Annotated in this window: 19 protein-coding genes; 14 read left to right on the top strand and 5 right to left on the bottom strand. The window is 43.9% G+C overall.

Annotated elements, in window-relative coordinates; all coding sequences use genetic code 11:
* Nucleotides 1–60: 60 nt before the first annotated feature.
* Both OCU90_RS22720 and deoD read right to left on the bottom strand, forming a co-directional pair.
* Nucleotides 61–1,530 (bottom strand): hypothetical protein, encoded by a 1,470-nt coding sequence (locus OCU90_RS22720; protein WP_004732073.1) that lies wholly within the window; start codon nt 1,528–1,530, stop codon nt 61–63.
* An 81-nt stretch (nt 1,531–1,611) separates the two neighbouring features.
* Nucleotides 1,612–2,322 carry a purine-nucleoside phosphorylase gene (gene deoD / locus OCU90_RS22715; RefSeq protein WP_004732072.1) on the bottom strand — a complete coding sequence of 237 codons (711 nt, stop codon included), beginning with the start codon at nt 2,320–2,322 and terminating at the stop codon, nt 1,612–1,614.
* A gap of 347 nt (nt 2,323–2,669) precedes the next feature.
* On the opposite strand from deoD, the gene OCU90_RS22710 reads away from it, so the two are divergent.
* Nucleotides 2,670–3,767 (top strand): L,D-transpeptidase family protein, encoded by a 1,098-nt coding sequence (locus OCU90_RS22710; protein ID WP_061022206.1) that lies wholly within the window; start codon nt 2,670–2,672, stop codon nt 3,765–3,767.
* Nucleotides 3,768–3,913: 146 nt separating this feature from the next.
* Here OCU90_RS22710 and OCU90_RS22705 read toward each other — a convergent pair whose 3' ends face one another.
* Entirely contained in the window at nt 3,914–4,180 is a 267-nt protein-coding gene (locus tag OCU90_RS22705) for an Lpp/OprI family alanine-zipper lipoprotein (protein ID WP_004732066.1), read from the bottom strand.
* Between the two features lie 361 nt (nt 4,181–4,541).
* On the opposite strand from OCU90_RS22705, the gene OCU90_RS22700 reads away from it, so the two are divergent.
* Nucleotides 4,542–5,873 (top strand): DEAD/DEAH box helicase, encoded by a 1,332-nt coding sequence (locus tag OCU90_RS22700; protein WP_004732064.1) that lies wholly within the window; start codon nt 4,542–4,544, stop codon nt 5,871–5,873.
* Nucleotides 5,874–6,026: 153 nt separating this feature from the next.
* On the opposite strand, the gene OCU90_RS22695 is transcribed toward OCU90_RS22700, so the two are convergent.
* On the bottom strand, nt 6,027–7,274 hold the full coding sequence (locus OCU90_RS22695) for an SGNH/GDSL hydrolase family protein (protein ID WP_061022204.1): 1,248 nt from the start codon (nt 7,272–7,274) through the stop codon (nt 6,027–6,029).
* A 586-nt stretch (nt 7,275–7,860) separates the two neighbouring features.
* Here OCU90_RS22695 and OCU90_RS22690 point away from each other — a divergent pair.
* The 7 genes from OCU90_RS22690 (at nt 7,861) to OCU90_RS22660 (ending at nt 18,596) form a co-directional block, all read left to right on the top strand.
* Nucleotides 7,861–8,802 carry a lipase family alpha/beta hydrolase gene (locus tag OCU90_RS22690; RefSeq protein ID WP_061022202.1) on the top strand — a complete coding sequence of 314 codons (942 nt, stop codon included), beginning with the start codon at nt 7,861–7,863 and terminating at the stop codon, nt 8,800–8,802.
* Nucleotides 8,803–8,841: 39 nt separating this feature from the next.
* Nucleotides 8,842–9,735: a lipase secretion chaperone gene (locus tag OCU90_RS22685; protein WP_061022201.1), complete on the top strand. Its 894-nt coding sequence runs from the start codon at nt 8,842–8,844 to the stop codon at nt 9,733–9,735.
* Between the two features lie 311 nt (nt 9,736–10,046).
* On the top strand, nt 10,047–12,068 hold the full coding sequence (locus OCU90_RS22680) for a prolyl oligopeptidase family serine peptidase (RefSeq protein WP_061022199.1): 2,022 nt from the start codon (nt 10,047–10,049) through the stop codon (nt 12,066–12,068).
* On the top strand, nt 12,069–14,210 hold the full coding sequence (locus OCU90_RS22675; protein WP_061022197.1) for a TonB-dependent hemoglobin/transferrin/lactoferrin family receptor: 2,142 nt from the start codon (nt 12,069–12,071) through the stop codon (nt 14,208–14,210).
* A 9-nt stretch (nt 14,211–14,219) separates the two neighbouring features.
* Nucleotides 14,220–16,547: a proprotein convertase P-domain-containing protein gene (locus tag OCU90_RS22670; protein ID WP_061022195.1), complete on the top strand. Its 2,328-nt coding sequence runs from the start codon at nt 14,220–14,222 to the stop codon at nt 16,545–16,547.
* A 4-nt stretch (nt 16,548–16,551) separates the two neighbouring features.
* The gene (locus OCU90_RS22665; RefSeq protein WP_061022193.1) at nt 16,552–18,036 is read left to right on the top strand and encodes an Lcl domain-containing protein; all 1,485 of its coding nucleotides are present in this window, start codon (nt 16,552–16,554) and stop codon (nt 18,034–18,036) included.
* Between the two features lie 2 nt (nt 18,037–18,038).
* Nucleotides 18,039–18,596 (top strand): Lcl C-terminal domain-containing protein, encoded by a 558-nt coding sequence (locus tag OCU90_RS22660; protein WP_017081844.1) that lies wholly within the window; start codon nt 18,039–18,041, stop codon nt 18,594–18,596.
* Between the two features lie 109 nt (nt 18,597–18,705).
* Here the strand turns inward: OCU90_RS22660 and OCU90_RS22655 are convergent, their stop codons facing one another.
* Complete coding sequence (locus tag OCU90_RS22655; RefSeq protein WP_061022191.1) at nt 18,706–20,349, bottom strand: methyl-accepting chemotaxis protein; 1,644 nt, start codon at nt 20,347–20,349, stop codon at nt 18,706–18,708.
* 461 nt (nt 20,350–20,810) lie between these two features.
* Here OCU90_RS22655 and OCU90_RS22650 point away from each other — a divergent pair, with 461 nt between their 5' ends.
* The 5 genes from OCU90_RS22650 to OCU90_RS22630 all read left to right on the top strand — a co-directional run bounded on the left by OCU90_RS22650 (nt 20,811) and on the right by OCU90_RS22630 (nt 26,873).
* A complete protein-coding gene (locus tag OCU90_RS22650; RefSeq protein WP_004732042.1) occupies nt 20,811–21,632 on the top strand; it encodes a phosphate ABC transporter substrate-binding protein in 822 nt (273 codons plus the stop codon).
* A gap of 111 nt (nt 21,633–21,743) precedes the next feature.
* Entirely contained in the window at nt 21,744–22,673 is a 930-nt protein-coding gene (gene pstC, locus OCU90_RS22645; protein WP_004732040.1) for a phosphate ABC transporter permease subunit PstC, read from the top strand.
* Nucleotides 22,674–22,688: 15 nt separating this feature from the next.
* Complete coding sequence (gene pstA / locus OCU90_RS22640; RefSeq protein ID WP_004732038.1) at nt 22,689–23,552, top strand: phosphate ABC transporter permease PstA; 864 nt, start codon at nt 22,689–22,691, stop codon at nt 23,550–23,552.
* 90 nt (nt 23,553–23,642) lie between these two features.
* The gene (gene pstB, locus OCU90_RS22635; RefSeq protein WP_004732036.1) at nt 23,643–24,392 is read left to right on the top strand and encodes a phosphate ABC transporter ATP-binding protein PstB; all 750 of its coding nucleotides are present in this window, start codon (nt 23,643–23,645) and stop codon (nt 24,390–24,392) included.
* A gap of 336 nt (nt 24,393–24,728) precedes the next feature.
* A complete protein-coding gene (locus OCU90_RS22630) occupies nt 24,729–26,873 on the top strand; it encodes a sensor domain-containing diguanylate cyclase (RefSeq protein WP_061022190.1) in 2,145 nt (714 codons plus the stop codon).
* Nucleotides 26,874–26,970 lie beyond the last annotated feature (97 nt).

Below are 26,970 nucleotides of genomic sequence, written 5' to 3'. Positions count from 1 at the left end.
TACCTCATGTTGTTGCTTTAAAATCAATGAGTTCCCGAATAATTATCTAGAGGTCTGTTTCTATGAAAGTAGTTGCTTTAGGGTCAATGGCTGCTCTGCTACACCTAAGCGCTGCGCTGCCGTGAGCCCTTGCTTATCTTGGTAGCACAGATTGTGCCAAGCTCTAAATATGTCGAGCAATGGAAGAATGCCCCCAGGACGAAGCTTACGTCTGGGCTCATTGATGAAGCTATCAAATAACAGCTGGAAGCGTTGTTGATAGAACTTGGTTTGCTGAATTGAGGCAGTGTTAAACCACTGTTTTGGTTCTGGATTGTTACCCGTTAGGTAGCAAATACCTTTCTGGTTATCACCTTGATTTGCGATAGCCCAACGATCGCGCCACCAACTCATGTGAACGATGTCGATCTTTTCGAAACTTTGATCGTCTTGCCAGCCGGGATCTTCCTCTACATACATAAGGTCAATATTTTGACTCTGAATGCGCGGCAAACATACACTTAAAGCGGCAGATCTTAGTAATGGATCTTGTGGCATATAGATAGCGACATGCTTGTCTTCATTACACATATCAAGCACATGTAAGAAGTGAGCATAAGAGGTATAAGGCGGTCGAATCAGCGCGCCTTTTGAAGGGTAGCTAAATGTTGTGAGGTTACCCATAGGATCCTCAACGTTACCTCTCGCTAGAATCACTTGGTACTGCTGTTCAATACGCTCTTTCAACTTGTCAGATGGCTGAGGTTGTTCGAGGTTCGCTTCTGATGAGTGATCTTTGGATACAAAACGCGCAACGTCATCGTAAGGATTGTGATCAACATTCCCTGAAGGCTCTTCATTTTGAGAGTAGTTAACGTGTTGGCAAAGGATGTAGCCAGAATGCGCTTCGCCAGTCGCTATCCAAACCACACCGTTGTTACTTTGTGGCTGTAGACGCTGGTAGTGAGATGCGAACTCGTAATCTTTCGCATGGTTAACCCATCGTGCATCGATCATCGCTAATTTACGACGACAACGGCTCGCGATATGGTCAACATGATCATAGAAAGTCTTTGGATTGATCTCTAATTTTCTACAGATTTCACGTACGGAATAACCCATGAACAATAAGCCCATGAGGTTTTCTTGAAACTGAAGTTTTTTATTGGATCCAGACCACTTGTCAACGAAGGTTGACTGGCAGTCTTTACATCGATAACGCTGCCTGTCGCCACTGTAGCCGAAGGCATGGTAAAGATGTTTGTGGGTATGAACCGATAAGCCGAAGTTATCGCAATCATCATTACGACAAGCAGGGAGCCCATCGCTGTGAAGTTGTCTTAGGCGATGAAGTTCGCTTAACACTTCACGATTGTTAAGTAAGGGGGGGAAAGCTCCACATTCACGACAAACCATCGCCGGACGCTTAGGGTTTGCGTGTTGCAAAACATACCGTTTTGCATCGCTCAAGCCAAAGTTGTCACACGCCAATGTTTTACAAAAGTTGAGTTGCAAACCATCCGCATCTTTTGGCAGCTTGTCGTTAGACACGATCTCCCCCTCGGGATTATTTGAGCAGCCAAGTAAGCTTGGCTGCGGGGTAACGCTTTTCAATGTATCTTATTCAAGTCGTTAGATGTTGATTGCAGTCTCTAGAGCAACTTTCATCATGTCGTTGAAAGATTTTTGACGATCTTCAGAGCTTAATTTCTCACCACGGATGATGTGGTCAGACACTGTTAGGATGGTTAGTGCTTTAGCACCAAGATCCGCAGCAACACCGTAGATACCTGCCGCTTCCATATCAACACCAAGGATGCCTAGCTTTTCCATTTTTTCGAAAAGGTCAGCTTCTGGAGTGTAGAAAAGGTCTGCAGAGAATACGTTACCAACTTTAACTGGAACTTCTTGTGCACGTGCTTGGTTTACTGCTTCTTCTAGAAGACCGAAATCAGCGATTGCAGCGAAGTCGTGATTGTTGAAACGAATACGGTTTACTTTTGAGTCTGTAGAAGCACCCATACCGATAACAACGTCCATCAGTTTAACGTCGTCACGTACCGCACCACAGCTACCTACGCGAATAACGTTTTTCACGCCGTATTCAGCGATAAGCTCGTGTACGTAGATGCAGCATGATGGGATACCCATACCGTGGCCCATTACAGAAACTTTCTTACCTTTGTAAGTGCCTGTGTAACCAAACATGTTGCGAACGTCACAAACTTGCTTCACGTCATCAAGGAATGTTTCTGCAATGTATTTTGCGCGAAGCGGGTCGCCCGGCATAAGTACTGTTTCTGCGAAATCACCAGCTTGAGCATTAATATGAGGTGTAGCCATGGTCGTTCTCCAAAGTTTAAACGGTAATGATAGGAACAGGATTTAATCAATTACCGATTCTGTTGAATTGAATTCGTTTTGTTGAGGCAATATTAGCGAGTTAAAACGAGGCTCCATGAGACTTTAGTCACAAAACCGCTTTGCCATTATAGTTTTATTAATATTGATAACCAAATATGTTGAAAGCGTAAAGGCAATCGATTTTGTATGGGTAAATTGCTCGATATTTAAAGATAAAGCTCGAAATTTAAATCTGTTGCATATTGCCTTGGAGACAACAATACGTTGTAGAGACGTTTGATCAGCGATAATCTAAACTTTGATAAAGAGACAAACCAAGGAATTGTATGTCGTATTGCGCTAACTCGACGCCTTCGCACTCGATGAAAACACAGTTACAGACGAAAACAAGGTTACATAAGCTAGTGTTGGTCGCTGTTAAATCCACATTGATTGCTGTTAAGTCCACATTGATTACTGTTAAGTCCGCATTGATTACAGCTAGAACGACTTTGTTTGCTGTGAGAACTGCTTTACTTGCTCGGGTAATCATTTTGCTTGCTGGCGCGATGACTTCGTCGTGGGTGTCTGCTGCAACTTTTGAGTTGCCACCAACAGAAAGCCGTATCGTGGGCAGAATACAGCAACACGAAGTTGCGGCGGGTGAAACCTTGGCGATCATTGCAAAGCAATACGATATTGGCTTTCTCTCTTTAATGGCGGCAAACAAAGGGGTCGATCCTTTTCTTCCTGCTGAAGGCTATGTGTTAAGCATTCCTAGCCGTTTGATTCTGCCGGATACTCCGAGAAAAGGCATTGTGATTAACCTTGCAGAGTTGAGGTTGTACTACTTTGAGCCTGAGAAAAATCAGGTGCATGTCTTCCCTGTCGGTATTGGACGAGTAGGGCGTGATACTCCCGAAATGATCACTAAGATAAGCCAAAAACGTCCAAACCCGACTTGGACTCCTCCAAACTCAATTCGCAAAGAGTACTTAGAAAAAGGGATTGAGCTACCAAGAGTGGTTCCCGCTGGGCCTGAAAATCCTTTAGGTGAATATGCACTGCGACTTGCTTATGGTGCTGGTGATTATCTGATACATGGTACTAATAAGGATTTCGGGATAGGTTTGAGAGTCAGTTCTGGGTGTATCCGTATGGAACCTAAAGATATTGAGTGGCTTTTTGAACAGGTGAGTCGTGGTGAACAAGTCACAATAATCGATGAGCCTATTAAGGTGTCTTTAGAGCCGGATAGAAGTGTATTTGTTGAGGCTCACGAACCTTTGACGCGAAGTGATGGCTCTAAGAAATTACTGCAAATCCCTGTTGAACTAAAATGGTGGCTTGAAGACGCTGATCTTCCTAATTCAAAAGCCAAAGCCGTCATCTTTGCTCAAAATGGTGTGCCTGTTGAAATTGCACCGCCTGTGATTGAGTTCTAATTTTATCGGTTGTGAGTAAAGCCCCATAGCCTTCTTTCTCTTTTCCCTAAATAAAAAAACACCACCTCGAAAGAGGTGGTGTTGTCAATTTACTGCATGTATATACGTCTTTTGAAATCTACAGCTTCATTGAGCTTCTATCTCAATTACTTAGTGTAAGACTCAGCAATGTTGTCGATACGGTCGTTAGCACGATCCGCTTCTTCTTTTGCTGCCATAGCCGCAGCTGATGCTTCTTGAGCTTTCATTTCAGCAGCCGCTTTGTCACTCTTAAGTGCTTCTACTTCGCTGCTTAGCTCAGCAACTTGGTTAGTTAGTTGGTCCATTTCTGATACCGCTGCTTCTTCAGGCTCTGAAGAACAACCAGCTAAAATAAATACTGAGGCTGCAGCTGCGATTAACGTCTTATTCATAAGAACTCCTTGCTTATTTATCATCAAAAGATGCGCTATACATTCTTTATCATATAGTCGCTTCATTAATGATTGTAGCGACTAATTTTTTAACTGCAAAAACAATAACTAAAGAAATTGCTAAATTTTTGAGGTAATTAGCTAAGCATCACGTTCTGTCTCATTTCTGAGATGAGGGGGTTCGAGGTCGTTTTGATACTACTTTGGAGAGTGGTCCCTTTGTTAGCAACGCATACAATGTTCTAGTTAACATCAGATAAAAGGATAAATTTACTGTGATCTCTATCCTTATAAAGTACTTTCGCGGTATCATGTCACGTTAAATTAATTTTATTCAATACCATCATGACTGGAGAGTCCTTTGCACTTTAAAGATTTAGGCTTAGATAACCGCTTACTGAAGAACTTAAAACATTACGACTTCAAGAAAGCGACAGAGATCCAATCAAAAGCGATCCCTGTTGCTATTGCTGGTAAGGATCTATTGGCTTCATCAAAAACGGGATCAGGTAAAACATTGGCGTTTGTGTTGCCGATGATACATAAAGCATTAAAAACAAAAGCGTTTTCTGCTAAAGATCCTCGTGGTGTAATTTTGGCTCCTACTCGTGAGCTAGCAAAACAAGTTTACGGCGAGCTGCGTAGCATGCTTGGCGGTCTGTCTTACGAAGCCACACTTATCTTGGGTGGCGAAAACTTTAACGACCAAGTTAAAGCCCTGCGTAAGTACCCTCGTTTTATTGTTGCGACTCCAGGTCGTCTGGCCGATCACCTTGAGCACCGCTCACTGTTTTTAGATGGTGTTGAAACGCTAATTCTTGATGAAGCTGACCGTATGCTGGATTTAGGTTTCGCACCTGAATTGCGTCGCATTGCGAATGCAGCTAAGCACCGTCGTCGTCAAACGTTGATGTTCTCTGCGACGCTTGATCACGCGGAAGTGAATGGCATTGCAAATGAAATGCTAGACGCACCCAAGCGTATCTCTGTTGGTGTTTCTAACGAGCAGCACCTTGATATCACTCAGAAGTTCTACCTGTGTGACCACCTCGATCATAAAGAAGCGATTTTGGATCGTGTGATTGAAGAAGCTGAATACCGTCAGGTGATGATCTTCACTGCAACTCGTGCCGATACTGATCGTTTAACGGATAAGTTAAACGAGAAGAAGCTTAAAGCCGTTGCATTGAGTGGCAACCTAAACCAAACGCAACGTAACGCGATCATGAGTCAATTTGAGCGTGCGGTTTACAAGATCTTGGTAACAACCGATGTTGCTTCGCGTGGTATCGATATTCCAAACGTAAGCCACGTTATCAACTTTGATATGCCTAAGCATACAGAAGAGTACGTGCACCGCGTTGGTCGTACTGGTCGTGCGGGTAACAAAGGTGATGCAATCTCTTTGGTTGGTCCAAAAGACTGGGACAGCTTTAAGCGTGTTGAGCTTTACCTTCAACAAGATCTTACTTTCTCTGTGCTTGAAGGTCTAAAAGGTAAATTCAAAGGTATTAAGCCTCGTAAACCTGCTTTTGCTAAAGGCGGACCTGCGAAGAAGAAGACCAGCACCCAAGTTAAGAAAACGCCGAAGAAACCGGTTAAGCGTGATAAGAGCTTCCACCAAAATGTGGCTGTGGGTGATACCGTGTTTATCCCTAAGAAGAAAGTCGCACCAAAAGTGGACGACGAGTAATCAACTTGCGTGACCTAAAAGCTTAGCTTTGAAAGGTTGATGCAAATAAAAAACCGCCGATGATGGCGGTTTTTTTGTACCTGTACTTCGTGTAAGCCCTTAGCTTCTGGTACTTACAGACGGTATTTGATGATACTCGACGAGGTTTCCTCGTTAGAAATCAAAGGTAGAGAACGAGTACGCCAAAATATGATCGGCAATGTATTTATGAGTAGCCGTCGTTGGATGTGTCACGCCCCAGAATACATAGCTGTCTGAACCATAGGTTGCGCAATCATTAGTCAAGCTATGGCTTCGTAAGTAGTCTGCTGCTGAGCTTCTATTGATATCAAGACAGGCGTCACTCGCGTTTCGAAAGCCATGTTGTTCTGGGTCATCGGTAATGCTGGCGAACAATGCACTTGCATCGAACAACACCACGTTTTTCCCCTGGCTTTGGTAATACTCGGCCTGCGCTTTGATGAATTGGTTGAACTCTAAGATCTTGCCACGAACTTTAATGATCTCTTGCTCAGTCGAGTATTTGAATTGCGGCGCTTTGGTCGCATCGGGCAATGTAAACAGTAGAATATTACTCGCACCAGATTCCGTTAATCGGATTAAAGCGCTACTGAAATCAGCTTTCACATCAGCGACTTCTCGGTCGTAATTCATAAAGTCATTGAGGCCAAATTCTAGAGTAAATAGTGAGTTTTCTGGGCGGTAGTTTTTAGCGACTTTCATGTAAGTTAGGTAAGAGGTGACTTGATCATAGACGCCAGTCAGTGCCACGTATTGATTGGTACCTGCTGCGCCACCCACGGCCCAGTTATAAAGAGGAACGTCTTTGGCTTTTGCTAAATATTCGGTCCAAACCAAACCGTTTGAAAAGTGCCCCAGAAACCATGAGTTTGCATTTGGGAAAACCCATTGAGAGCCATTAAATAGGTTCCCAGTGTCAGAGAGGCTATCACCAAAAGTGACAATGCGATTAATGGTATTGGCTTGCACAGCGTTATCGTTGGTCCAGATGGAGTGATTGTAAGAGAAGCGATTGTCTGCGGCAACGTAGGTAATGTCAGCGGCGTCATGTTGGATGCCGAGAGTCTGTTCGCAACGCTGTTTGATTTCAGATTGTGGGGCATCACTGTAGAACATGTTTTTGAAAGAAACGGAAGACCACCAATATCCGTTGATCGTGTAATCGTCGCCGTTTTCTTTTTTCGCCCATTTCCAATCGGTGGCTGCAGAGTCGTGCGATGCATCGGTTCGATACCAACATCGAACATAAGAATAGGTCTCAGAACCTTGTGTACTGAGCACTTGTGCGGATGTCATCGATTCTGGTGTCGGTATTGAGTCATCTGCAGCATAAGCCCCAAATGGTATGGTTAACGCGAGTATTAAAGCCGTATTTTTCATCACTGTATTCTCTTTGATATTTAGTGAGCCAAACAAAACGTTGTTGCTTGTTGTCTATTTCTTGTTGCCTCTTGCCTCTTGCCTCTTGCCTCTTGCTTGTTGATAAGTGGATAAGTGGATAAGTAAATAACTGGTACGACCTATATCTAGAATCAATAATTCTCGTCAATACATTCAGGTTGTTGGCGTTTCATAATTGGTATAAGTATCAAATTTCCAACGACTTTCTGGTTGAAAAACAATCAAGTCGAAGCGAGGGATTTATCATTAATATTCGATTTTAGTGGACTATGACTTGCCAGTTTGTCGTCGCAGATCTAAACGAGATAAATTTTTTTGTGAATGTTGGTTTTTATTTGGTCAAGATAATTGAAGTTATAGCTTCATGATTTTTTGTTAAATATTAATTTAATCAATAGCTTATTGTGGTTCGATGTCTGGTCCGATTCTATTTTTCTAATGTTCATCACAACTGTTTAATTCAAGTTCAACATCACAAATATCAAGTTTCTATTTTCTGTTTTATAAAATCATCAACTACGGTTCTTTTACTCATCAGAGGTCTAATCTGTTTAAGGAAAGAGCATTGAAAAAGATATTAATTTGGACGATAGCCTATCTATCCAGTTTTGGCGCTTATGCCGGAACAAGCGCATCGGCATTAGAGGTCAGTGGATACACACAAACGAAATACCCCATTATGTTGGTACATGGTCTGTTTGGTTTCGATACATTAGCGGGTGTCGATTACTTCTATGGCGTACCTGAATCCCTAACCAAAGATGGTGCGAGCGTCTATGTAGCGCAAGTATCAGCGACCAATAGCTCTGAAGTACGTGGCGAGCAATTGTTGGCTCAAGTTGAAACACTGTTAGCCGCGACAGGGGCAAGTAAGGTGAACCTAGTTGGTCACAGCCACGGCGGACCAACAGCGCGCTATGTGGCATCAGTACGTCCTGATTTGGTTGCTTCGGTGACGAGCATTGGTGGTGTTCATAAAGGCTCGAAAGTCGCCGACCTCGTGCGTGGAACCGTATCAGAAGGCTCAGCCGCGGAAGGTATCGCTGTTAAATTGGCTGGTGGATTGACGACGCTTATCAACCTGTTATCTGGCGGAACGGATCTTGATCAAGATGGCCTTGCTTCCCTTGAAGCATTGACCACTGAAGGTTCGCTTGCATTCAATCAGTTTTACCCTGAAGGCGTTCCGACGTCTGAGTGTGGCGATGGTGAATGGCAAGCCAATAACGGTGTTTATTATTATTCATGGACAGGATCCTCCACTTTCACCAATCTTCTCGATCCTACCGACGGAGCGATGACAATCCTTGGCTTAGCATTCAATGAACCTAATGATGGTTTAGTGGGAGCATGCAGCGCGCATTTGGGCAAAGTGATTGGTGATGATTATAAAATGAACCACCTAGACGAGATTAATGGGTTATTGGGTATTCACCACCTCTTTGAGACCGATCCCGTGACGTTATATCGTCAACACGCCAATCGATTGAAGTTGGCTGGCCTTTAGGTTGCACTGCCCATTCATAAAGAGAACAAGGAAAGTATGATGAAAAAGACCGCCATTTTGTCGATAACCACGATAGCCCTGATGAGCACAGCGGCGGTCTTTTTGTATCTACAAAAGGAAGATCCAAATTCATATAGTGACAACGAACAAAGTGCTTCTTCATTGAAGGTGGCCTCTCAACAAGATACCGAAATCGATAACGCATCAGCCAAAGACATGATGGAATATTTCGTCTCCGGCAATACAGAATTAACCCTCGAAGATATTCGCGACAATGTGGCAAAACACCATGAGCAATCACAAGCTACGATTGTCGATGAAGCACTGTTTGCCAAGTATCTTGAGTACAAGTCGGCACTGACATCATTAGACGTGCAATTCGACACCACATCAATATCCGCTGAGGATCTACGCGCACTGAATCAAGCGTTACTCGATCTCCAATCTGAATTTTTCAGTGAGAGCGAGATAAGTATTCTATTTACCCATGACAACAGAATGAGGGAAATCGCTTTAGAAAAGTTACTTCTGAAACAAGAAGGGCTAGACGAATCAGAATACCAGCAAAGGCTTGAATCTTATCTATCTGAACAACCAGATTACGTTCAAACGAGCCATCAAAATCAGGTGTTATTACAGCAACTATCCAGCTCACAAGGCCTAGATGAACAAGGAAAATACTTGAAGAGAAGCGAACTGGTTGGCGAACAAGCGACGCAGAGGCTCGAAGCGCTTGATCAACAAAGGGCGGACTTTGATGGAGCTCTAGAGATTTACTTTGTTGAACGAAATGACATTTTGAATGACTCAGCACTCTCAGAAATTGAACAAAAAGAGACGATTGCCCAGCTTAGAGAAGCTCATTTTCAGCCACAACAGCTGAGAAGGGTAGAAGCGATTGAAAGAATCAGAGCTGCTGAGAACGGTCAGTAAGGTTTGCTGAGCTAACGACGTTAGCCAAATTTTCAAAATTGCCTTAGTGGAGATAGTCGCTTCACAAACTTAGTAAACGTTTGCTTATTCTGTAAATGGTCAATTTTCTGATTGAACTAAACACTATCGACTGATTTGTCAGGCTTATCTAAATATAAATTCCTTCCATGATTACAATGGTAATCCATCATTAATTGATGCTCTTCTCGTGATTAATCTCACATAATTATGTAAATGATAATTGATCTCATTATCGTCTGGGTGCAGTATACGCGAAATTTATTAAATTAGCGTATGGATTTGTTGTATTTATGAAAGCGTATGTGTTGTTAGCTTTTGCGCTCTTACTGACGGGAGCAGTTAGCGCATCTGATCAGTTCTCTTGGCTCAGAGATGATTCTCGTAGTGCAAGTAAAGTACTCAATTATCTTAATCAACAGAATGATAAAACTCAGTTATATCAAGAACGTATTCGATCTCTGAGTGAATCCCTACAACAGAAATGGCAAGACAATCGCCCTGAACGCGCCGATAAACCATGGCAGGAAATCGGTGGTTACGAGTATGCGATCCTAAATAACAAGGGCAAAAGAGCCTTGTTGTCCCGATTAGTTGGGAGTGAGGATTTGACCGAGTTGCTTAACATTGATGCTCGTTCTGCCGAGCATGATTACTATCAGTTAGGTGATTGGGCACTCGACTCAACTAAAACCAAGCTCGCGATAGCAGAAGATATTACGGGCACTGAACAGTATCGAGTGAGTGTTGTTGATCTTAAAACTCAGCAAGTCACATCAGTAGCTCAAAATGTAGACAGTTCGCTTGCGTGGTCGAAAGACGGTCAATCCCTGTATTTGATTCAACTTGAACAACAAACTTCGAGACCATATGCGCTAACAAAATACTTCTTAAATGAGTCAAAGCCGATTCAATTAACGGAAGAGCTGGATTCCGCTTGGTTGCTTTCGTATTACCTTTCTAGTGATAAGCAATTTGCTGTGGTTCAGGCAAATAGTGAAAACTCCAGCGAGCAACGTTTGTTAAACCTTGATAACGGTGAAATCTCTAAACCACTTTTACCACGCAAAGCAGGAGTGGAATACTACGTTGATGTTGCGGGTTCTATTTTGTTTGCCAACAGCAATCACGACCGCAATGATTTTGCTTTTTACTCCGCACCACTTACTCAGGCTACACATATCAACCTTTGGCGAACGGTTTTTGAACCAACGGACGAATCTAGAATCAGTAACTTCTATTTGTTTGAGTCTGGCGCTGTAGTTGTTAGCCAGATTGGCGCGTCTCAATCTTTGCACTTCTTCGATAATGACAATCGCTATCGCTCAAGCCAGTTATTGGCTGACGCAGGCCAAGTTGCTTGGGTAAGCCAAGTGGGCGACTACCAGAGTAACAAATTACATATTCGCAGTATGTCTTTGACTCAGCCAGCGAAGTGGGACCGGTTGAATACTGACACTTTACAACGAGAACGCTTCTCTCAAGACTATTACCCTCAATACCAACAATCAGCGTATCAAACCGAGCAAGTTATGGTTAATTCTGGTGGGGTAACGATTCCAGTCACACTGGCTTATCGCAAAGACAAATTGACTAAGACCTCTCCAGTGTTTTTGTATGGATACGGTGCTTATGGCATGACGATGAAGCCCTACTTTATGTCCCAAACCATTAGCCTACTTGATGAGGGTGTAATTTATGCGATTGCACATGTTCGAGGTGGTGGCTTCTATGGTGACGCTTGGTATCAAGCAGGTAAGGGAATTAAAAAAGAAAATGCCATCTTGGATTTCATCGCCGCTGCTCGTGATTTGACTGCATACAATCTCGGTAAGCGCCCTATTTATGCGATGGGTGGCAGTGCTGGTGGCACTCTTGTTGCTGCAGCTTTAAATCAGGCTCCTGACTTGTTTGATGGTGCAGTCCTTAAAGTGCCCTTTGTCGATGTTGTGAACAGCATGTCTGATTCTGCATTACCTCTAACGGCTCAGCAGTACGGTGAGTGGGGCAACCCAAATATCGCCGATGAATTGAAGGTAATGCAGCAATATGACCCTTATCTGAATCTTAGCGAGCAAAACTACCCACCAATATTGATTCAGGTTGGCCTGAATGACCGCCGCGTACCTTATTGGGAAGGGGCTAAGTATTACGCAAAAATCAGTGAACTTACGACTGGAATCGGCCCTTATCTATTATCGACAAATTTTACTCAAGGACACTCGACAGACAGGCGACAGTCCCAATCGCAACAAGCGTTTGAGTACGCATTTCTTTTATCACTTACCCTGAAAGACATTAAAGCGGAGCAGTAAATGAAGCTTTCCCCCCTATCAGCGGCAGTACTGAGTGTACTTGCTGCCAACCTCGTGCACGCTGAATCTGAGGTTTATCACTTTGAAGAAGTGATTGTAACAGCCAATAAAATAGAGCAACCATTATCTGAAGTCGCGGGCTCAGTTGCCGTGATTACTGGTGAAGATCTAGAAAGAAAAGGCGCAACGGAGCTTTATGACGCAATAAAGAGCGAGCCTGGAGTCAGTGTTTCTGGGGGAGCTGGTCGACCTCAAAACATTACGATCCGTGGGATGACAGGCAACCGGATTTTGATTGTGAAAGACGGAATAAAGTCTGCTGATGGCTTTGGCGCCAACGACATCAATGACAAGGTAGGGCGTAACTCGTTTGATATGTCTAACTTGGAAAGTATTGAGGTTATGAAAGGGGCGAGTTCATCCGTATATGGTTCAGGCGCTATTGGTGGCGTGGTGGTTGTTAGGACAAAAAAACCGGGAGATTACCTCGGAGATAAAGATTTCTACAGCGACGTATCTGCAACCTATACCGGTATCAGTAATAAATACAAAGGTGCGACAAACCTTGCTTTCCGTTCAGGAAAATTCGAAAGCTTAGTCAACCTTTCTTATTGGGAAGGTGAAGAAACACGTAACTTTGATGAGGACCTCTATAGCCGAGACATAGATGGCGTCGGTGGTGGTTACACTCTAAATTATTGGTCAAGTGATGCCTTGATGCTCAAAGGCAATGTTGAGTACTACAAAGATAATCTAAGTCGAAAAGAAGGATCCTCTAAGATCCAAAAAGACGGAAAATGGGACACTGAAGATTTTGACCAACAGTCTTATACCGAGACATTTTCTGCATATGCGGGGTTTGAATACCTACCTGCCAATACTTGGTTTGAAGAATTAGATGCCAAGATCTATTGGCGTGATATGACTAATGAAGATACCACTAATCGTTTGATGTCTCGAACCAACAACAACGTTTCCGAGTTACGCAGAACGATTGATGTTCGTGGTTTCACCGATCAGCTTCTTGGTGCAAACGCCGATTTTATTAGTGCGTTTCAACATAAAAATATGAGCCATACCTTGTCATATGGTGTGAATATGGAAACCAACCTCCATGAGCGCCCAAGTCAATCTTCTGTTTTAGACTGGAACGGAGTGTCACTTAACGCGGATGTCCCTTTTGCTCCAGCTCGCTCGTACAATTTTGCTGCTTTTATTCGTGACGCAATTGAAATTGACCATTGGACTGTGACGGCAGGAGCCCGTTTTGATTTACACCAATTGAAACCTGAGTCACAGAGCACAATCAATGGCTATGAAGTGAAGGAACAAAACTCGAGTGAGTTCTCTCCGAGCTTATCGGTGAGTTATCAGTTAACAGAATCACTCAACACATACCTTTCGTACAACCACGGCTTTAGAGCACCGGGTTATGACAAAATTTATGGTTATCAGAACCATGATTTTGTCCCAATTACCCCATTTGTCATTGTGCCGAATATGGACCTAGAGGCCGAAACCAGTGACTCGTTTGAATTAGGCAGTAAGTTTGATAACGGACAAACACAGCTATATGCGGCCGTTTTCTATCAGAAGTTCGATAATTTTATCGACGTTAAACAGATCACATTTGTGCCGGACTCAAATACAGGTAACTACTACAAGCAGTATCAAAACGTAAATGGAGTCGAGACGTACGGCATTGAAGCTTCAATTGCGCATCGTTTGAGTGATTTTTGGAGTGTGAGTACTAAAGTAGGCTACGTTGATGGAGAAGATGAGGATGGAGAGAAAGTTCGTACGCTAACACCTTGGGAAGGCAATGCCGAGGTGACTTATGACGACAACGCCTTCTCCGCTTATGCGCAGGTTAATTGGGCGCAAGCGATGGATAACGTACCTCAATGTGAAGATGATTTAGGTATCGTTACTGACTGTGCGACCACCTCTGGCTGGGCGAGTGTCGACTTGGGGGTAAGTTACTCTTGGAACTTTGGCTTGGATGTCAGTGCCAATGTGATGAATCTATTTGACAAAGAATACATCCGATACCAAGACGTTGCGGGTATTGCGAACAGCAATAAAATCTACTCCACAGAACCTGGCCGCTACTTCACCGTTAACGCCAAGTATGCGTTTTAAGGAGGACATATGAAAAAGAGTCCTCTATTCCTCGCTTTGTTCTTGGTTTCAGCAACAAGCAGTGCTGCCGAGTGGGATTACCCAATTGGTAACACCGTTGTGACAACGCAGCAAGAAGCTAAGACTTATCTAGAAGAAGCTTATCCTGAGGTTGGTACGTTGCGGTTTCGCTATGAAACACAGTCTAAGTTGGGGCGCCACTACAACTTCGATGTATTGATTGAAGGTGAGTACCAACAACAGAAATCTGTGGTTCTATCCACTAACTCTGACGAGCAGGTTTCACGCGTTTTCAGAAGCTTAGAAAATACCGTGTTACTCAACGGAAATCCGACAACGGCTGCTGAGCTGGAAGTTCCTCGTTTATTAGAAGCAGAGCGAGCGCCGAGCTTAAGCAGTGGTCAAGTCGTTGCGACGCATGTGAACGTTTTCAGTCCAGATTTGAGAACTATGGACAGAGCTGCACCACCAGAAACTTTATTAACCGATGTCAGCCAATACCCGAGTCTTCCACATTATGTACAAACTGATGTGGAGGTGTTGAACCACAGCGATGGTATCTACCTTACCAATGAACGTGTCTCACAGGTTGATGCAACGGCTCTATATTCGATCGACCCTGATTCCGGCGCGACAACGAAACGTGACACTTCAAACTTTCTCACAGATGAAGGAGTTACAAAGTTTGCCGATCTGAACGAGCTGCAAAATGTGGATTGGCAAGACGTGCGATTCCCGCAATTGATGGTATTTGCTCATCTAGATCAGTCTTTAAGCTATATCAGCAGCTTGGGCTTTGATTTGTTTGATGCCCCTCTTGAGTTCGATGGCAGAGGCTTATCTGCAGATAACTCGACGTATTATTATGGTCCCAAAGCGGTTTTGTTTGGTATCGGCGGTGGCTCTCCAGATGCGTTAGATGGTGACGTGATTCTGCATGAGCTTGGACACGGGATTCATTATCACATAGTAAAAGATTGGGCTTACGGTCATACAGGTGCAATCGGTGAAGGGTTTGGTGATTACTGGGCGGGCAGCTTTAGTTTTCGTACTCAATATGAAAATGCACAGACTCGTGGACAAGAGTTCGAGATAGATACTGTCTTTAACTGGGATGGTTACTTCGGGGTAAGGAATACCACGCGTAGCCTACGGAATCAAAGAGCACGTTACTTTAGACAAGCGGAATATCGCCCTCATGAAAGTGTTGCTGGTGAGTTAGGCGATGAGCTTTGGTCAACGCCTTTGTTCCAAGCTCTGAAAGCATCGGTTGAACAATATGGTGAGCTCGCTTTTAAAGAGTTTGACTCCATCATACTTGAGTCTATGTACGGGCTAGGTCGTGGCTTGAAAATGCACGATTTAGCCGAGAGCACACTGTTTGTGGCTCAACAGCTGTATCCAAATCGAGCTTATGTCGAAATATTGAAGCAAAAATTTGATGTGCATGGATTGATCATCGAGCCATTTAAAGTAGAGGTTCCTGATCGTTATGTTAATCCAAAGAAGCCGTTGACGATGGAATTGTATCCGACATTAAGACAGGCTCAAGTGGATGGCCAAATCAATATTTCTGAATTAGTTAAGCCGTTCGTTAGTCCTCCGGCTAATCAACTAACGATTGAGGCGACACTTCCGACAGGCGAGATGTGTGGTTCTTCAGTCACCATGAATACGAGTGTTGACTATCGATACAGCGACGAACTGAAATTACAAAATTGGCAGCATGATTTGTCCCTTGTATATGGCTTACCTGTACTTGAATCCGATATCAAAGAAGTAAACAGTTATCTTCCCGATAGCCGGTTTAGCTCGACCAATCAGCCGATCGTTGGCTTTAAGACATTCAATTTCACTCTAAATGGAACGGCTCAAACTGCAGACGACAATTTCGGAGTGTACCTAGAGATCGAGCATCCTCGATTGAGTGATTTAGTGGTCACCCTGATTTCACCGAAGGGAACTCGAGTTGATTTACTTAACCATAAGTCGACGCGATTTTCTGGCTTTAATGGTTACTTCACACTTAAGCATGACTCGATTCTCGATTCGTTTAAGGGTGAGCCTATTAACGGGTCATGGCGTTTGGAAATCGCTGATTATGTGAATGGTGAAACTGGGCACTTAAAGCGGTGGGGGCTTGGCACGATTTCGAAATATGAATGTGGAGAAACAACGACTTCACCTCAAGAACCCACCGTTACCAGTGGCTCTTCCGGTGGCTCAGCTTCACCCATATTGATTCTATTCATGTTCTTGCTCTCGTTCAGCAGATCATTTAGTACGCGTTACTTGTCTCTAATGGCAAGGCTCTTTAAAAACAAAACAAGAAGATAACTCTATGAAACCTCAATTGACAATTTTGGCCATCTCTTTGGCTCTTGCTGGCTGCGGTGGTTCGGGCGGTTCCGATACCTCTGCATCTGCAGCACCAACCTATACCGTGTCAGGTACAGTGACAGCACAGAATGTAGATCTACAAAGTAAGGTCTGTGCAGACATAAATCAAAACTACATGTGTGATAGTGGAGAACCAAGCTCGACGGCTAACGCGAATGGCGAATTTAGTATCACCAGCACTAAGAAGTCGATTTTATCGGTTCCATTATTAGCTCAGGTGGATACGGGGATTAAAGCCAATAGCACGAGCGCTTCTGCATCTTCTTACGCTTATATTGCCGCTCCCGGCCTTCAAAAAAATACGGGAAATGAGATTAATGGTATCAGTTCACTATTGGCGGGTTATGTCGCAGATGGATTGACGATTACCGAAGCTAACAACAAATTAAAAGCGCAGTTGGCGAAAAGTGGCATCACTATATCTGGCGATATTCAAGACGATTTATCTGCATCTGAACTCGCGAGTCTGGAACAAAATATCGTATCAACAATTAAGGCGTTTAAGCACTCTAATCGTGCGTTCATGCTGGCTCAATTGAGTGCGAAATTTGATAAGAGTGCGGCCGATTATGTAGGTGGAGTACTCACTAATGACCAAGTTACTGCTTTTGCAAATTTCCTCGAAGGAGAGCTAAAAGCTGCGACAGCATTGAATGATACGGGTGTTTTACGCTATTTCTCAGATATCGATGATACACAAAATGTCGTTGAACCACAGAGTTCATTTCCAGGTCAAGATGCAGGATACGGCTTTGATAAAACTGAGCTGAATGCCAATACCGGCAATGGTTTCCAGTTCGCAAAGTTAGATTCAAGTGGTCAGGTGCTTGCTGATGATGCTGCGGAGTGGTCTTGTGTTTTGGATCAACGCAGTGGCTTGATTTGGGAATCGAAAACGGATGATGAAAGCTCTATTCAATATAAAGATCGCATATTAGCGCTTGAGCTACCTGGACGAGTAACGCCTTACGATCAAGATGTTGATTTAGCGACGTGTAAAACGAAAGGTGATGCGGTATGTACCACTCAAGATTACGTTGAACATATCAATGCAATGAACTTATGCGGCAAGTCAGATTGGCGCTTGCCAACGTTCAATGAATTCTACAACGTGCTCGACTTCGGTGAGACCGAAACCAACTCGGATGGTGAAGTTTATGGTTTAACTTACAAGTACTTCCCACATCAAACCCTTGGTATTGACTATACGACTTACACTGGCTCGGTATGGACACAATCCATTACTTATAGTCAATATACAAACACTGCTGTTGAAGGTGGCTTCTATTATAACGAGATTGGAACCCAGGGCTCAGATAGAGGGGTTGTTGGTTCTATAGAGATCTATTCAGGTGATGTCGATTCTTCAGATAATTATGACTCGTACCAATTCCCAGTTCGCTTAGTTTCACTACAAGGTAAATAGACATGAAAAATTTACTCTCCATCACTTTAATGGCTTTGTTTTCTGCGGGTGCAATGGCACAAGAGTGCAGTTTAGATATGGAAAAATCGGCTCCGAGCACGCGTTATGTTGCGAATGATAATGGGACGTTTAGCGATGAACTGACAGGGTTAACTTGGATGCGTTGCCAACTGGGTAAAACTTGGGATACGAAGACATTAGCTTGTAGTGGGCCTGCTGAAACGTATCACTGGCAGAGTGCTCTCTCTATGGTTGAATCAATCAATGATCAAAGTGGCAGTCATGCGTTGCATCAGTTCGGTGGTGAAAAAGAGTGGCGCATGCCAAACATCAAAGAGTTAGTGTCACTAAAAGAAGTGGCTTGCCATTCTCCAGCAATGAGTCACAAGGTGTTTGGTGATACTTTTAACGTTGAAGCTGGAAACTTAGCCGTTTATATATGGAGTTCAACTCCTGCAAGTGATGGACAGAGCGTGATGACGTTTGATTCGATTAATGGCGAGGTTTACCAGTACAACGCCGCACAATATAAATTTAGCGTCTTATTAGTTGCAGAATGATTTAGTTCTTAATGCGTAAATAAAAAGGCCGTGGTTTTCCACGGCCTTTTAGGTTCTGGTATATAGGTCTTAACTTAAGTCTTAGACCTTGAAGCCTACACCTTAAACCCTATACCTTAAAGTAGTCCAACTGCTGCTTCTGTTGCTCTGCTAGGTTAGATAGCTCGTGGCTCGCTGCTGCAGCTTGGGTAATGCCGGTTACGTTTTGGCTTACTAGGCTGTAGATGTTGGAGATATTACGGTTGATGTCTGCAGTCACTTGGCTTTGCTCTTCTGCGGCAGAGGCAACCTGAGTGTTAATCTCAGTCATGTCGGTTACCGAGTTCGCAATACCAGAAAGGGCTGCGCTTACCTCGCCTGAGAGTGTTTGGTTGTGCTCTAACATAGACAGTGAACTGCTCATACTCTCATTGGCGTTACCCGATTGAACCTGCAAACCTTCTATGATCGCTTGGATCTCTTTGGTTGAATCTTGGGTACGTGCCGCCAGCATTCGAACTTCATCGGCAACAACGGCGAAACCACGGCCACTTTCCCCAGCTCGAGCGGCTTCGATTGCTGCATTAAGTGCAAGAAGGTTAGTTTGTTCAGAGATACTTTGAATTACTTCAATTACCTTACCAATCTGCTCGGAGTGCTCTTTTAACGTGCCTACAACGTTTGCCGCTTCGCTCAGCTGAATAGCCATTTGCTCATTAGCTTGGTTGCTCTCGTTAAACAAGCTCATGCTGTGTGTTGCCATTTCGTCGGCTTGCTTGGAAGCTGAATCGGCTTGTACCGCATTCTCGTTAACGTGTGCTGCTGTGCTCTCAAGTTGGTTCACGGCGGAAGCAACTTGCTCCACTTCTTGCTTCTCTTGATCTGAGTTAGCACTTGATTGCGTCATCACTGCGGCTAGTTCTGTAGACGCGGAAGCCACTTCGATGCTGATTCGAGACAGTGAGCTTACCGTGTCACGCAATTGCTCAACAGATTTGTTTACGTCTTGGGCAAGGCGAGATATTTCGTTGTCACCATGTTCTTCGGCTTTTACTAGCAGGTTACCTTTTGCCACTTCGCGCATGGTTTCTTGGATATTGCTAAGCGGCTTAACAATGATGCCAGCCAGCGTCCAGCTGATGACTAATGCAATTGAAAGAATCACTAACAGTGCGATGGTTGCGGTATTGAGTGTGCTGGTGTGTTGCTGGCCATTGATGTCCACTTCTTGAGTGGCAATACGGTTTAGTTGCTTTGAAAGGAGGTTGATAGCCTGCACCATTTCATTACCCGCGTGACGGTATTGGTCGATTGCAATCTGGTAGCGGTTATCAAAATCTGAGGAGATTGATGCATCGCCGTGTTTCGCTCTTAATAGAGGAAGCATGGTGGTGCGAGAAAAGTCGACGTAGTGATTCATCGCCTTGCTCATTGCGGCTACTTCATCTTGCATGCCTGGTACGGTATCAAGCGAGTTCAGTAGACGAGTATTTTGGTCACGTTTTTGATTTAGCGTTTCGACAAGCGTTTTGACGTCGTCAGGATTAAATAAGCTATAGATCGCCTTGATGCGCATACCGTAGCTGTTGTCGACGATCTCGCTAAGTTCTTCTTTATGTAGAATCAGCTGATCTGTTGCTGTTGATACATCTTTAAAAGCATTTTCCAGTTTGTCACCACCGATAATGACACCCGTCAAAAGTAGTACGACGGAAAAGAGTACTGGAATCAGAATTTGTATTTTGATTGATAAGCCACTGAGAAGTTGGCGCATGTATTGTCCTTCTATGAATAAGTAAATGAGCAGAAGCAATTGTTATTATTGTTATTAATCAGTGATTCTAACTATTGAGAATGACAATTCAATCAGTAATAGATGCTATTTTTATATATGCGATAGATATTTCATAAATTCTGATTATTTATCGTACAAACAAGGCTTTAGCCATTTTTAAGATAGGGTTATTTGGCGAAGAACCTTGTGCGGTATTAGGTAATGACAGGGGGCGAGATATTGAGCGGTTTGGCTTAAATAAGTTGGAATGAATATTCAGTGCCTATGAGTGAGGCTAATTTTTTACTTCAAGGCTATTTGGTAGGGGGAAAACAAGAAAATAAATTGTAGTTGTCATATAGGCTTCAATTAAGTGAAACACAACTGTCACATTCGGATTCTAAAGTAGGCCTCGTTCAAGCAAAACATTACGGCAATAACGCCACTAAAGGAAATTTGTGATGAAAAAGACAGTTATCGGTGCAATCGCACTACTAGGCGCTCTAACAGTGAATACAGCTTCAGCTAAAGAAACTATCTCTGTAGTTGGCTCTAACAGTGCTTCTCCACTGGTTGAAGTTTTTGCAGAAACCTACATGAATAAAGGCGAACCAGTGTTCATCGAAATTCAAGCACCAGGTTCTTCTGCAGGCATCAAAGCAGCAAAAAATGGAAGTGCTGACCTTGGTATCTCTTCTCGTGACCTAAAAGAAGAAGAGAAAACAGCTGACCTGAAAGAGCTCGTTATCGCTCGTGACGGTATCGCAGTTGTTGTTAACCCAAATAACGAAGTATCTGCTCTTACAGCTGAGCAAATCACTTCAATCTACAAAGGCGACATCACTAACTGGAAAGATGTTGGTGGTGCTGACAAGCCAATCGTAGCAATCACTCGTGATACTGCATCTGGTACACGTGGTGCATTCGAAGACATCATGAAACTTAAGAAGAAGATTGGCGACAAGAAAGTATCGGCTATCTCTCAACGTGCACAAGTTGCAAACGGTAACGGTGCACTTAAAGTTTCTGTAGCAAGCAACCCATACGCTATCGGCTTCATCTCTCTTGGTACTGTAGATAACACAGTTCAAGCTCTAACTATCGACGGCGCAGCAGCATCAGTTGAGAACGTAAAGAACGGTTCTTACAAAGTTGCTCGTCCTTTCCTAGTTCTTTACAAAGCCGGCGCTCCAACAGCTGAAACTCAACAATTCCTAGATTGGATGGTTGCAGATGAAGCTCAAGCTATCGCTGACAAGAAAGGCTACATCACAGTTAACTAATCTTAACTGACCAACACTTAATTATTGCTCAGCCTAACTTAGGCTGAGCCTTTTCTTTCAACTTTGTCTATTTCGAGCTCTTGTTGAGCCACAAAGTTTGAGATTTTATATATGACCATCGCAAATAGTGAAAAGCTTATGAATACTGAAGCGACTCAAATCAACAAGCCAAGTCTACGTGCTAAGAAGCGCATCGACTGGAGAGAAAGAATCTTCCACGGCTTGTTCTTATCGAGTGCTGTAATCGGCATCGTATCACTAGCCGTTATCGCTTACTTTATCGTTGCAGAGAGTATCCCTGCATTCCAAGAGGCTGGTGTTTCTGGCATCGTTCTGGGTGTGGATTGGTTACCGCCAGCTCTATTCGGCGTTGCAACCATGATTGTTGCATCGATTGTCTCGACACTTGGCGCTGTAGTTGTTGGTGTACCCGTCGGTGTATTAACCGCTATTTTTATTGCTGAGATTGCTCCTAAGCGTCTTGCCGATATTATTCGACCAGCAGTTGAGCTTCTAGCGGGTATCCCGTCGGTAGTTTACGGCTTCTTCGGTCTAGTAATCATCGTTCCTATGATTCAGAACATCTTCCAAGTACCAGCGGGTAACACTATCTTCGCGGGTATCATTGTTCTGGGTATCATGATTCTTCCTACCGTTATTACGGTTTCTGAAACTTCGATCCGCGCTGTACCTCGTACGTACAAAGAAGGTTCACTTGCACTGGGTGCTTCGAAAATCTACACGATTTTTAAGTTACTCGTTCCTGCCGCACGTTCAGGCATTATGACGGGTGTGATTCTGGGTATCGGTCGTGCACTTGGCGAAACGATGGCAATCATCATGGTGATGGGTAATGCGCCAGCAATGCCAGAAGGTATTTTGGATTCGGCTCGTACTTTAACCGCAAACATTGCTATTGAAATGTCTTACGCAAGTGGTATTCACGCGAGTGCACTGTACGCAACCGGCGTTGTGCTTCTGGTATTCATCATGATGTTGAATGGTGCTCTGCTTTATCTTAATCGTGAAAAAACGAAGTAGGCGAGGATAAGTAATATGGATCGCGTAAAACTAAAACAAGCACGTCAAATGAAAGATAATGTCTTGAAAGGCTTTATCTGGGCGGCAGCAGCAGTCACCGTTGGTTTCTTATTCTGGATCATTTGGTACATCCTATCGAATGGCCTGCAATACGTAGACTGGAACTTCATCACCGACGACTACACTCGAACCGGTGAAGAACGTGGTATTTTCCCAATGATCATTGCCACGATCTACATGGTAATCGCATCGATTGCAGTGGCGGCGCCACTCGGCATTATGACGGCGATATACCTAACCGAATACGCTAAAGTTGGCAGTAAACTGGTTAAAGTGATTCGTTTCTGTACCGAATCTTTAGCGGGTATTCCATCGATTATCTTTGGTCTGTTCGGTATGACCTTCTTTGTTTCGATTCTTGGCCTTGGTTTCTCGATTTTGTCGGGTGCATTGACGCTGAGTATTCTTATTCTTCCTGTAATCATTCGAACTACAGAAGAAGCATTGATGTCAGTACCACAAACTTATCGTGAAGGTTCATACGGCCTTGGCGCTTCAAAAATCTACACTATCTGGCGTTTGATCTTACCAAGCGCAATGCCAGGTATCTTAACTTCGGTCATTCTTAGTATTGGTCGTGTAATTGGCGAATCAGCACCTGTATTTTTAACAGCAGGTATGGTGGCACGTGTTCCTGAGTCGGTATTCGATTCTGGCCGTACACTGACGGTTCACCTATATAAGCTGACAACAGAGCTATTTACTATCGATGAGTGGAACCAAGCCTACGGCACGGCGACAGTCCTAATCGTATTGGTTCTCTTGATCAACATGGTTACAAAACTGATTGCGAGACGCTTCAACACGGCAACTTACTAAGCTCATTAGCTGGCTTAACAATAAAGAGAGCCACCGTGATAAAGAAAGCATTAAGTTAGACACGAATTTAAGAATTTAGAGATTACGAATATGAACAAATTTGATATTGAGAACCTAGATCTGTTTTACGGCGACAACCAAGCGCTTAAATCTATCAACCTGCCAATTCCAACGCGTCAGGTAACGGCTCTGATTGGCCCATCGGGTTGTGGCAAATCGACGCTGCTACGTTGTTTGAACCGTATGAATGACCTAATTGAAGGCGTTACTATCAAAGGTAAACTGGATATGGATGGCACAAACATCTACGGCAATATTGATGTGGCTGACCTACGTATTCGCGTAGGCATGGTATTCCAAAAGCCAAACCCATTCCCAATGAGCATCTACGAGAATGTAGCTTACGGCTTACGCGCTCAAGGTATCAAAGACAAGAAACACATTGATGAAGTAGTAGAAAGTTCACTACGCAGTGCGGCACTTTGGGATGAAGTGAAAGACCGTCTTAAAGCACACGCATTTGGTTTGTCTGGTGGTCAACAACAGCGTCTATGTATCGCTCGTACGATTGCAATGGAGCCGGATGTAATCCTGATGGATGAGCCTACATCGGCACTTGATCCAATCGCGACACACAAGATTGAAGAATTGATGGAAGATCTGAAGAAAGACTTCACTATCGTTATCGTAACGCACTCAATGCAGCAAGCGCGTCGTATCTCAGACCGCACGGCTTTCTTCCTAATGGGAGAGCTTGTAGAGCACAACGAAACGAGTGTTATCTTCAGCGAACCAAAAGATGATCGTACTAAAGGTTACGTAAACGGTGACTTTGGTTAATTCGATTAACTCAGTGCTGTTTTAGTTTTTTTAAAGGACAGCACGCTAACTGAAACGCAGGTTAGATAATCGAATAGATCGACAGAATTATCACTATAACTATAAGCGATGGAAGTTTTGCCCCACTCTAATGTGGGGCTTTTTTATGTCGCTAAAAAAGTATTAATGTCGATGAAATTTTGGGCAGGAAATCCCATTTTTGTCGTCCTTCTCATGCTTGTGATAATGTAAAAAGTGAAATTGCGACCCGCTTAACATCTCATTTTTAGTTACATTGATTGCATATCAAGGCTTCGGTATTTTTGCTTCAATCTCATTAGCCAATGGACGGAAGCTGTGCCTGTTAAAGCCTTTGCAAAACAAATATCTGCTACTCGCGACCACCGTCTGTTGGCAGAATCTCTTTTTGGTTACCTTGTTGAGGTGCTCGCGCCAAAAGGGATCGGAGTATTTGCCGAGCCATCACCAGAAGGCGATTCGTTACCCTTGTTTTCTTGCGGTGAGCTAACCTCCCTCGACAAGTATCCTTCAACCTTTTGGCCTTGGGTTTCCCAGTTTGATACCGCAGATGGTGTGCTTCCAATGTCTATCAATACTTGTAAGTGGGAACACATGGAGGTGCTGGGTGGTGAGTCGTTCATCATGATGCTAGACAACGCGCCTGCCTGCAGAACTTATTTAATTGTTCAAAATTGCAATGCTCAGCAGATCAACCAAACGTTCGACCAAGATCTTGATGTCCTTCAACTAGCCGCAGCTCGCTGGCAGTGTATTCGTGCGGAAAAGAACGCGGCACTTGAGATCAAACACAGAGACACACGTGAAGCGCAGTACCTTGATGAAATTAAGCTGCGAGAGCTATTTGTTGAGAACATGAAACTAGTCCATCAGGTCGCGTTAGAGCTTTCTAATCCTGACTCTTTGGATGCTTTGTATAAGGCTTCTGTTGAGGCTGTGCGCGACCGTCTAGGCTTTGACCGTGCGATCTTCATGTTACTCGATATGAAAAAGCGCTGCTTTAGTGGCACTTACGGCACCGATGAGCGGGGAAAAACTAACAGCGAGCATCATACTCAGTACGATTTACATCAACTTGAAGCCGAATACATTGAGGCGTTGTCTGACAATCACATCAACCTAGTTATTATTGAGAAAGCGCCGCTATACACCGAAGGCAAGGTCGTAGGGCAAGGTTGGAATGGCATGTTGATCTTACGTGAAGGGGATAAACCCGTCGGTTGGATCGCAATGGACAATTACATTCACCGTTCACCCATCACTAATTATCAAAAGCAGATGCTTGAATCCTTTGGTTCTCTGCTTTCTCAGATCTACATTCGTAAACGGCAAGAACAGAATATACGGATGTTGCACTCAAGCATGGTGGAGTTGTCTCGTTGCGATAGCGTCAGTGAAGTGTGTAAATCGGCGGTGAGCTTTGCGATTCAGCATTTAGGCATCGACCGACTGGCCGTTTTCCTCACCGATAAAAATTGCAGTTACATGCAAGGCACGTGGGGCACGGACATAAAAGGCGACATCGTCGATGAATCCTACTATCGCTCTGAGCTGGTGGAGCGTGACATTGTAGCTGCAGCTCGCGCTTGTCCTAATCAAGTTGCCTTTGAAGAATCGGTGCCTATTTATCACGATTTCAATATTGTGGGTGTCGGTTGGACGGCAATGACGATGCTCACCACCAATATGGGTGAGCCGATTGCGTTTATTGCCGCGGATAATTTACTGACTCGAAGCCCCCTAACGTCACAGCTCCGTGAGGTGATACGTATCTTTGCTTCGAGTTTAGCGGAGGTGCTACAGAGAACCATGGCGCAAGAGGAGCTCAAAAAGCTCAATGAAACGCTTGAGCAAGAGGTCAGTAAGCGCACTCAAGAGCTTGAACGAGCCAATGAGCAGTTGGATATCATCTCTAAATTAGACCCGCTGACACGTCTTGGAAATCGGCGTATGTTGTCGCAGGTTTTAGATGATCTCAATTGTGATGATCAAGGGGCATTTGCCACAGAGCACGAAGTCACGTTTGGACTCATTCTTGTTGACCTTGATCACTTTGGTTTGTACAACACGGTTTACGGGCATACAGAAGGTGACGCTGCTCTGCGCACCATTGGCAAGATACTTAATGCTCATGTTCATAGCGATAAAGAAACCTTCTGCCGTATTGGTGGTGAAGAGTTTATGTTGTTGATGATCGGCACTCATCACTCTGAAACTAAACAGCGTGCAGAGTCGATCAGAAAATGCATTGAAGAGGCGAAGATCCTTCATTGTGAAAGCAGCACTAGCCAGTATTTAACCGCATCTGTCGGTTATGCTTCAATCACCTCTGATCAACGCCAATTCGATTTCGATCTACTGTATGGCAAGGCAGACAAAGCCTTGTATCAAGCCAAAGATTCAGGGCGAAATCGAATTGTCTCTGCTCTAAAGCGAAGAAAGGTCGCGACGCCATTGATTTAGTTTGGCGTTTATTTTTTCTGATCTCAAAACGATTGAAGCCGTGATGAGCACAATGTGGTCATCACGGCTTCGTTCTTTTTTGTTTACTTAGATTTTC

This window comes from Vibrio splendidus, assembly GCF_024347615.1.
Lineage (GTDB): Bacteria > Pseudomonadota > Gammaproteobacteria > Enterobacterales > Vibrionaceae > Vibrio > Vibrio splendidus.
This window is presented reverse-complemented; position numbering and strand designations above follow the sequence as displayed.

Coding starts and splice junctions, on each gene's coding strand:
- deoD (WP_004732072.1), bottom strand. CDS start 2,322: ATGGCTACACCTCATATTAATGCTCAAGCTGGTGATTTCGCAGAAACA.
- OCU90_RS22710 (WP_061022206.1), top strand. CDS start 2,670: ATGTCGTATTGCGCTAACTCGACGCCTTCGCACTCGATGAAAACACAG.
- OCU90_RS22705 (WP_004732066.1), bottom strand. CDS start 4,180: ATGAATAAGACGTTAATCGCAGCTGCAGCCTCAGTATTTATTTTAGCT.
- OCU90_RS22695 (WP_061022204.1), bottom strand. CDS start 7,274: ATGAAAAATACGGCTTTAATACTCGCGTTAACCATACCATTTGGGGCT.
- OCU90_RS22685 (WP_061022201.1), top strand. CDS start 8,842: ATGAAAAAGACCGCCATTTTGTCGATAACCACGATAGCCCTGATGAGC.
- OCU90_RS22680 (WP_061022199.1), top strand. CDS start 10,047: ATGAAAGCGTATGTGTTGTTAGCTTTTGCGCTCTTACTGACGGGAGCA.
- OCU90_RS22675 (WP_061022197.1), top strand. CDS start 12,069: ATGAAGCTTTCCCCCCTATCAGCGGCAGTACTGAGTGTACTTGCTGCC.
- OCU90_RS22670 (WP_061022195.1), top strand. CDS start 14,220: ATGAAAAAGAGTCCTCTATTCCTCGCTTTGTTCTTGGTTTCAGCAACA.
- OCU90_RS22665 (WP_061022193.1), top strand. CDS start 16,552: ATGAAACCTCAATTGACAATTTTGGCCATCTCTTTGGCTCTTGCTGGC.
- OCU90_RS22660 (WP_017081844.1), top strand. CDS start 18,039: ATGAAAAATTTACTCTCCATCACTTTAATGGCTTTGTTTTCTGCGGGT.
- OCU90_RS22655 (WP_061022191.1), bottom strand. CDS start 20,349: ATGCGCCAACTTCTCAGTGGCTTATCAATCAAAATACAAATTCTGATT.
- OCU90_RS22650 (WP_004732042.1), top strand. CDS start 20,811: ATGAAAAAGACAGTTATCGGTGCAATCGCACTACTAGGCGCTCTAACA.
- pstC (WP_004732040.1), top strand. CDS start 21,744: ATGACCATCGCAAATAGTGAAAAGCTTATGAATACTGAAGCGACTCAA.
- pstA (WP_004732038.1), top strand. CDS start 22,689: ATGGATCGCGTAAAACTAAAACAAGCACGTCAAATGAAAGATAATGTC.
- pstB (WP_004732036.1), top strand. CDS start 23,643: ATGAACAAATTTGATATTGAGAACCTAGATCTGTTTTACGGCGACAAC.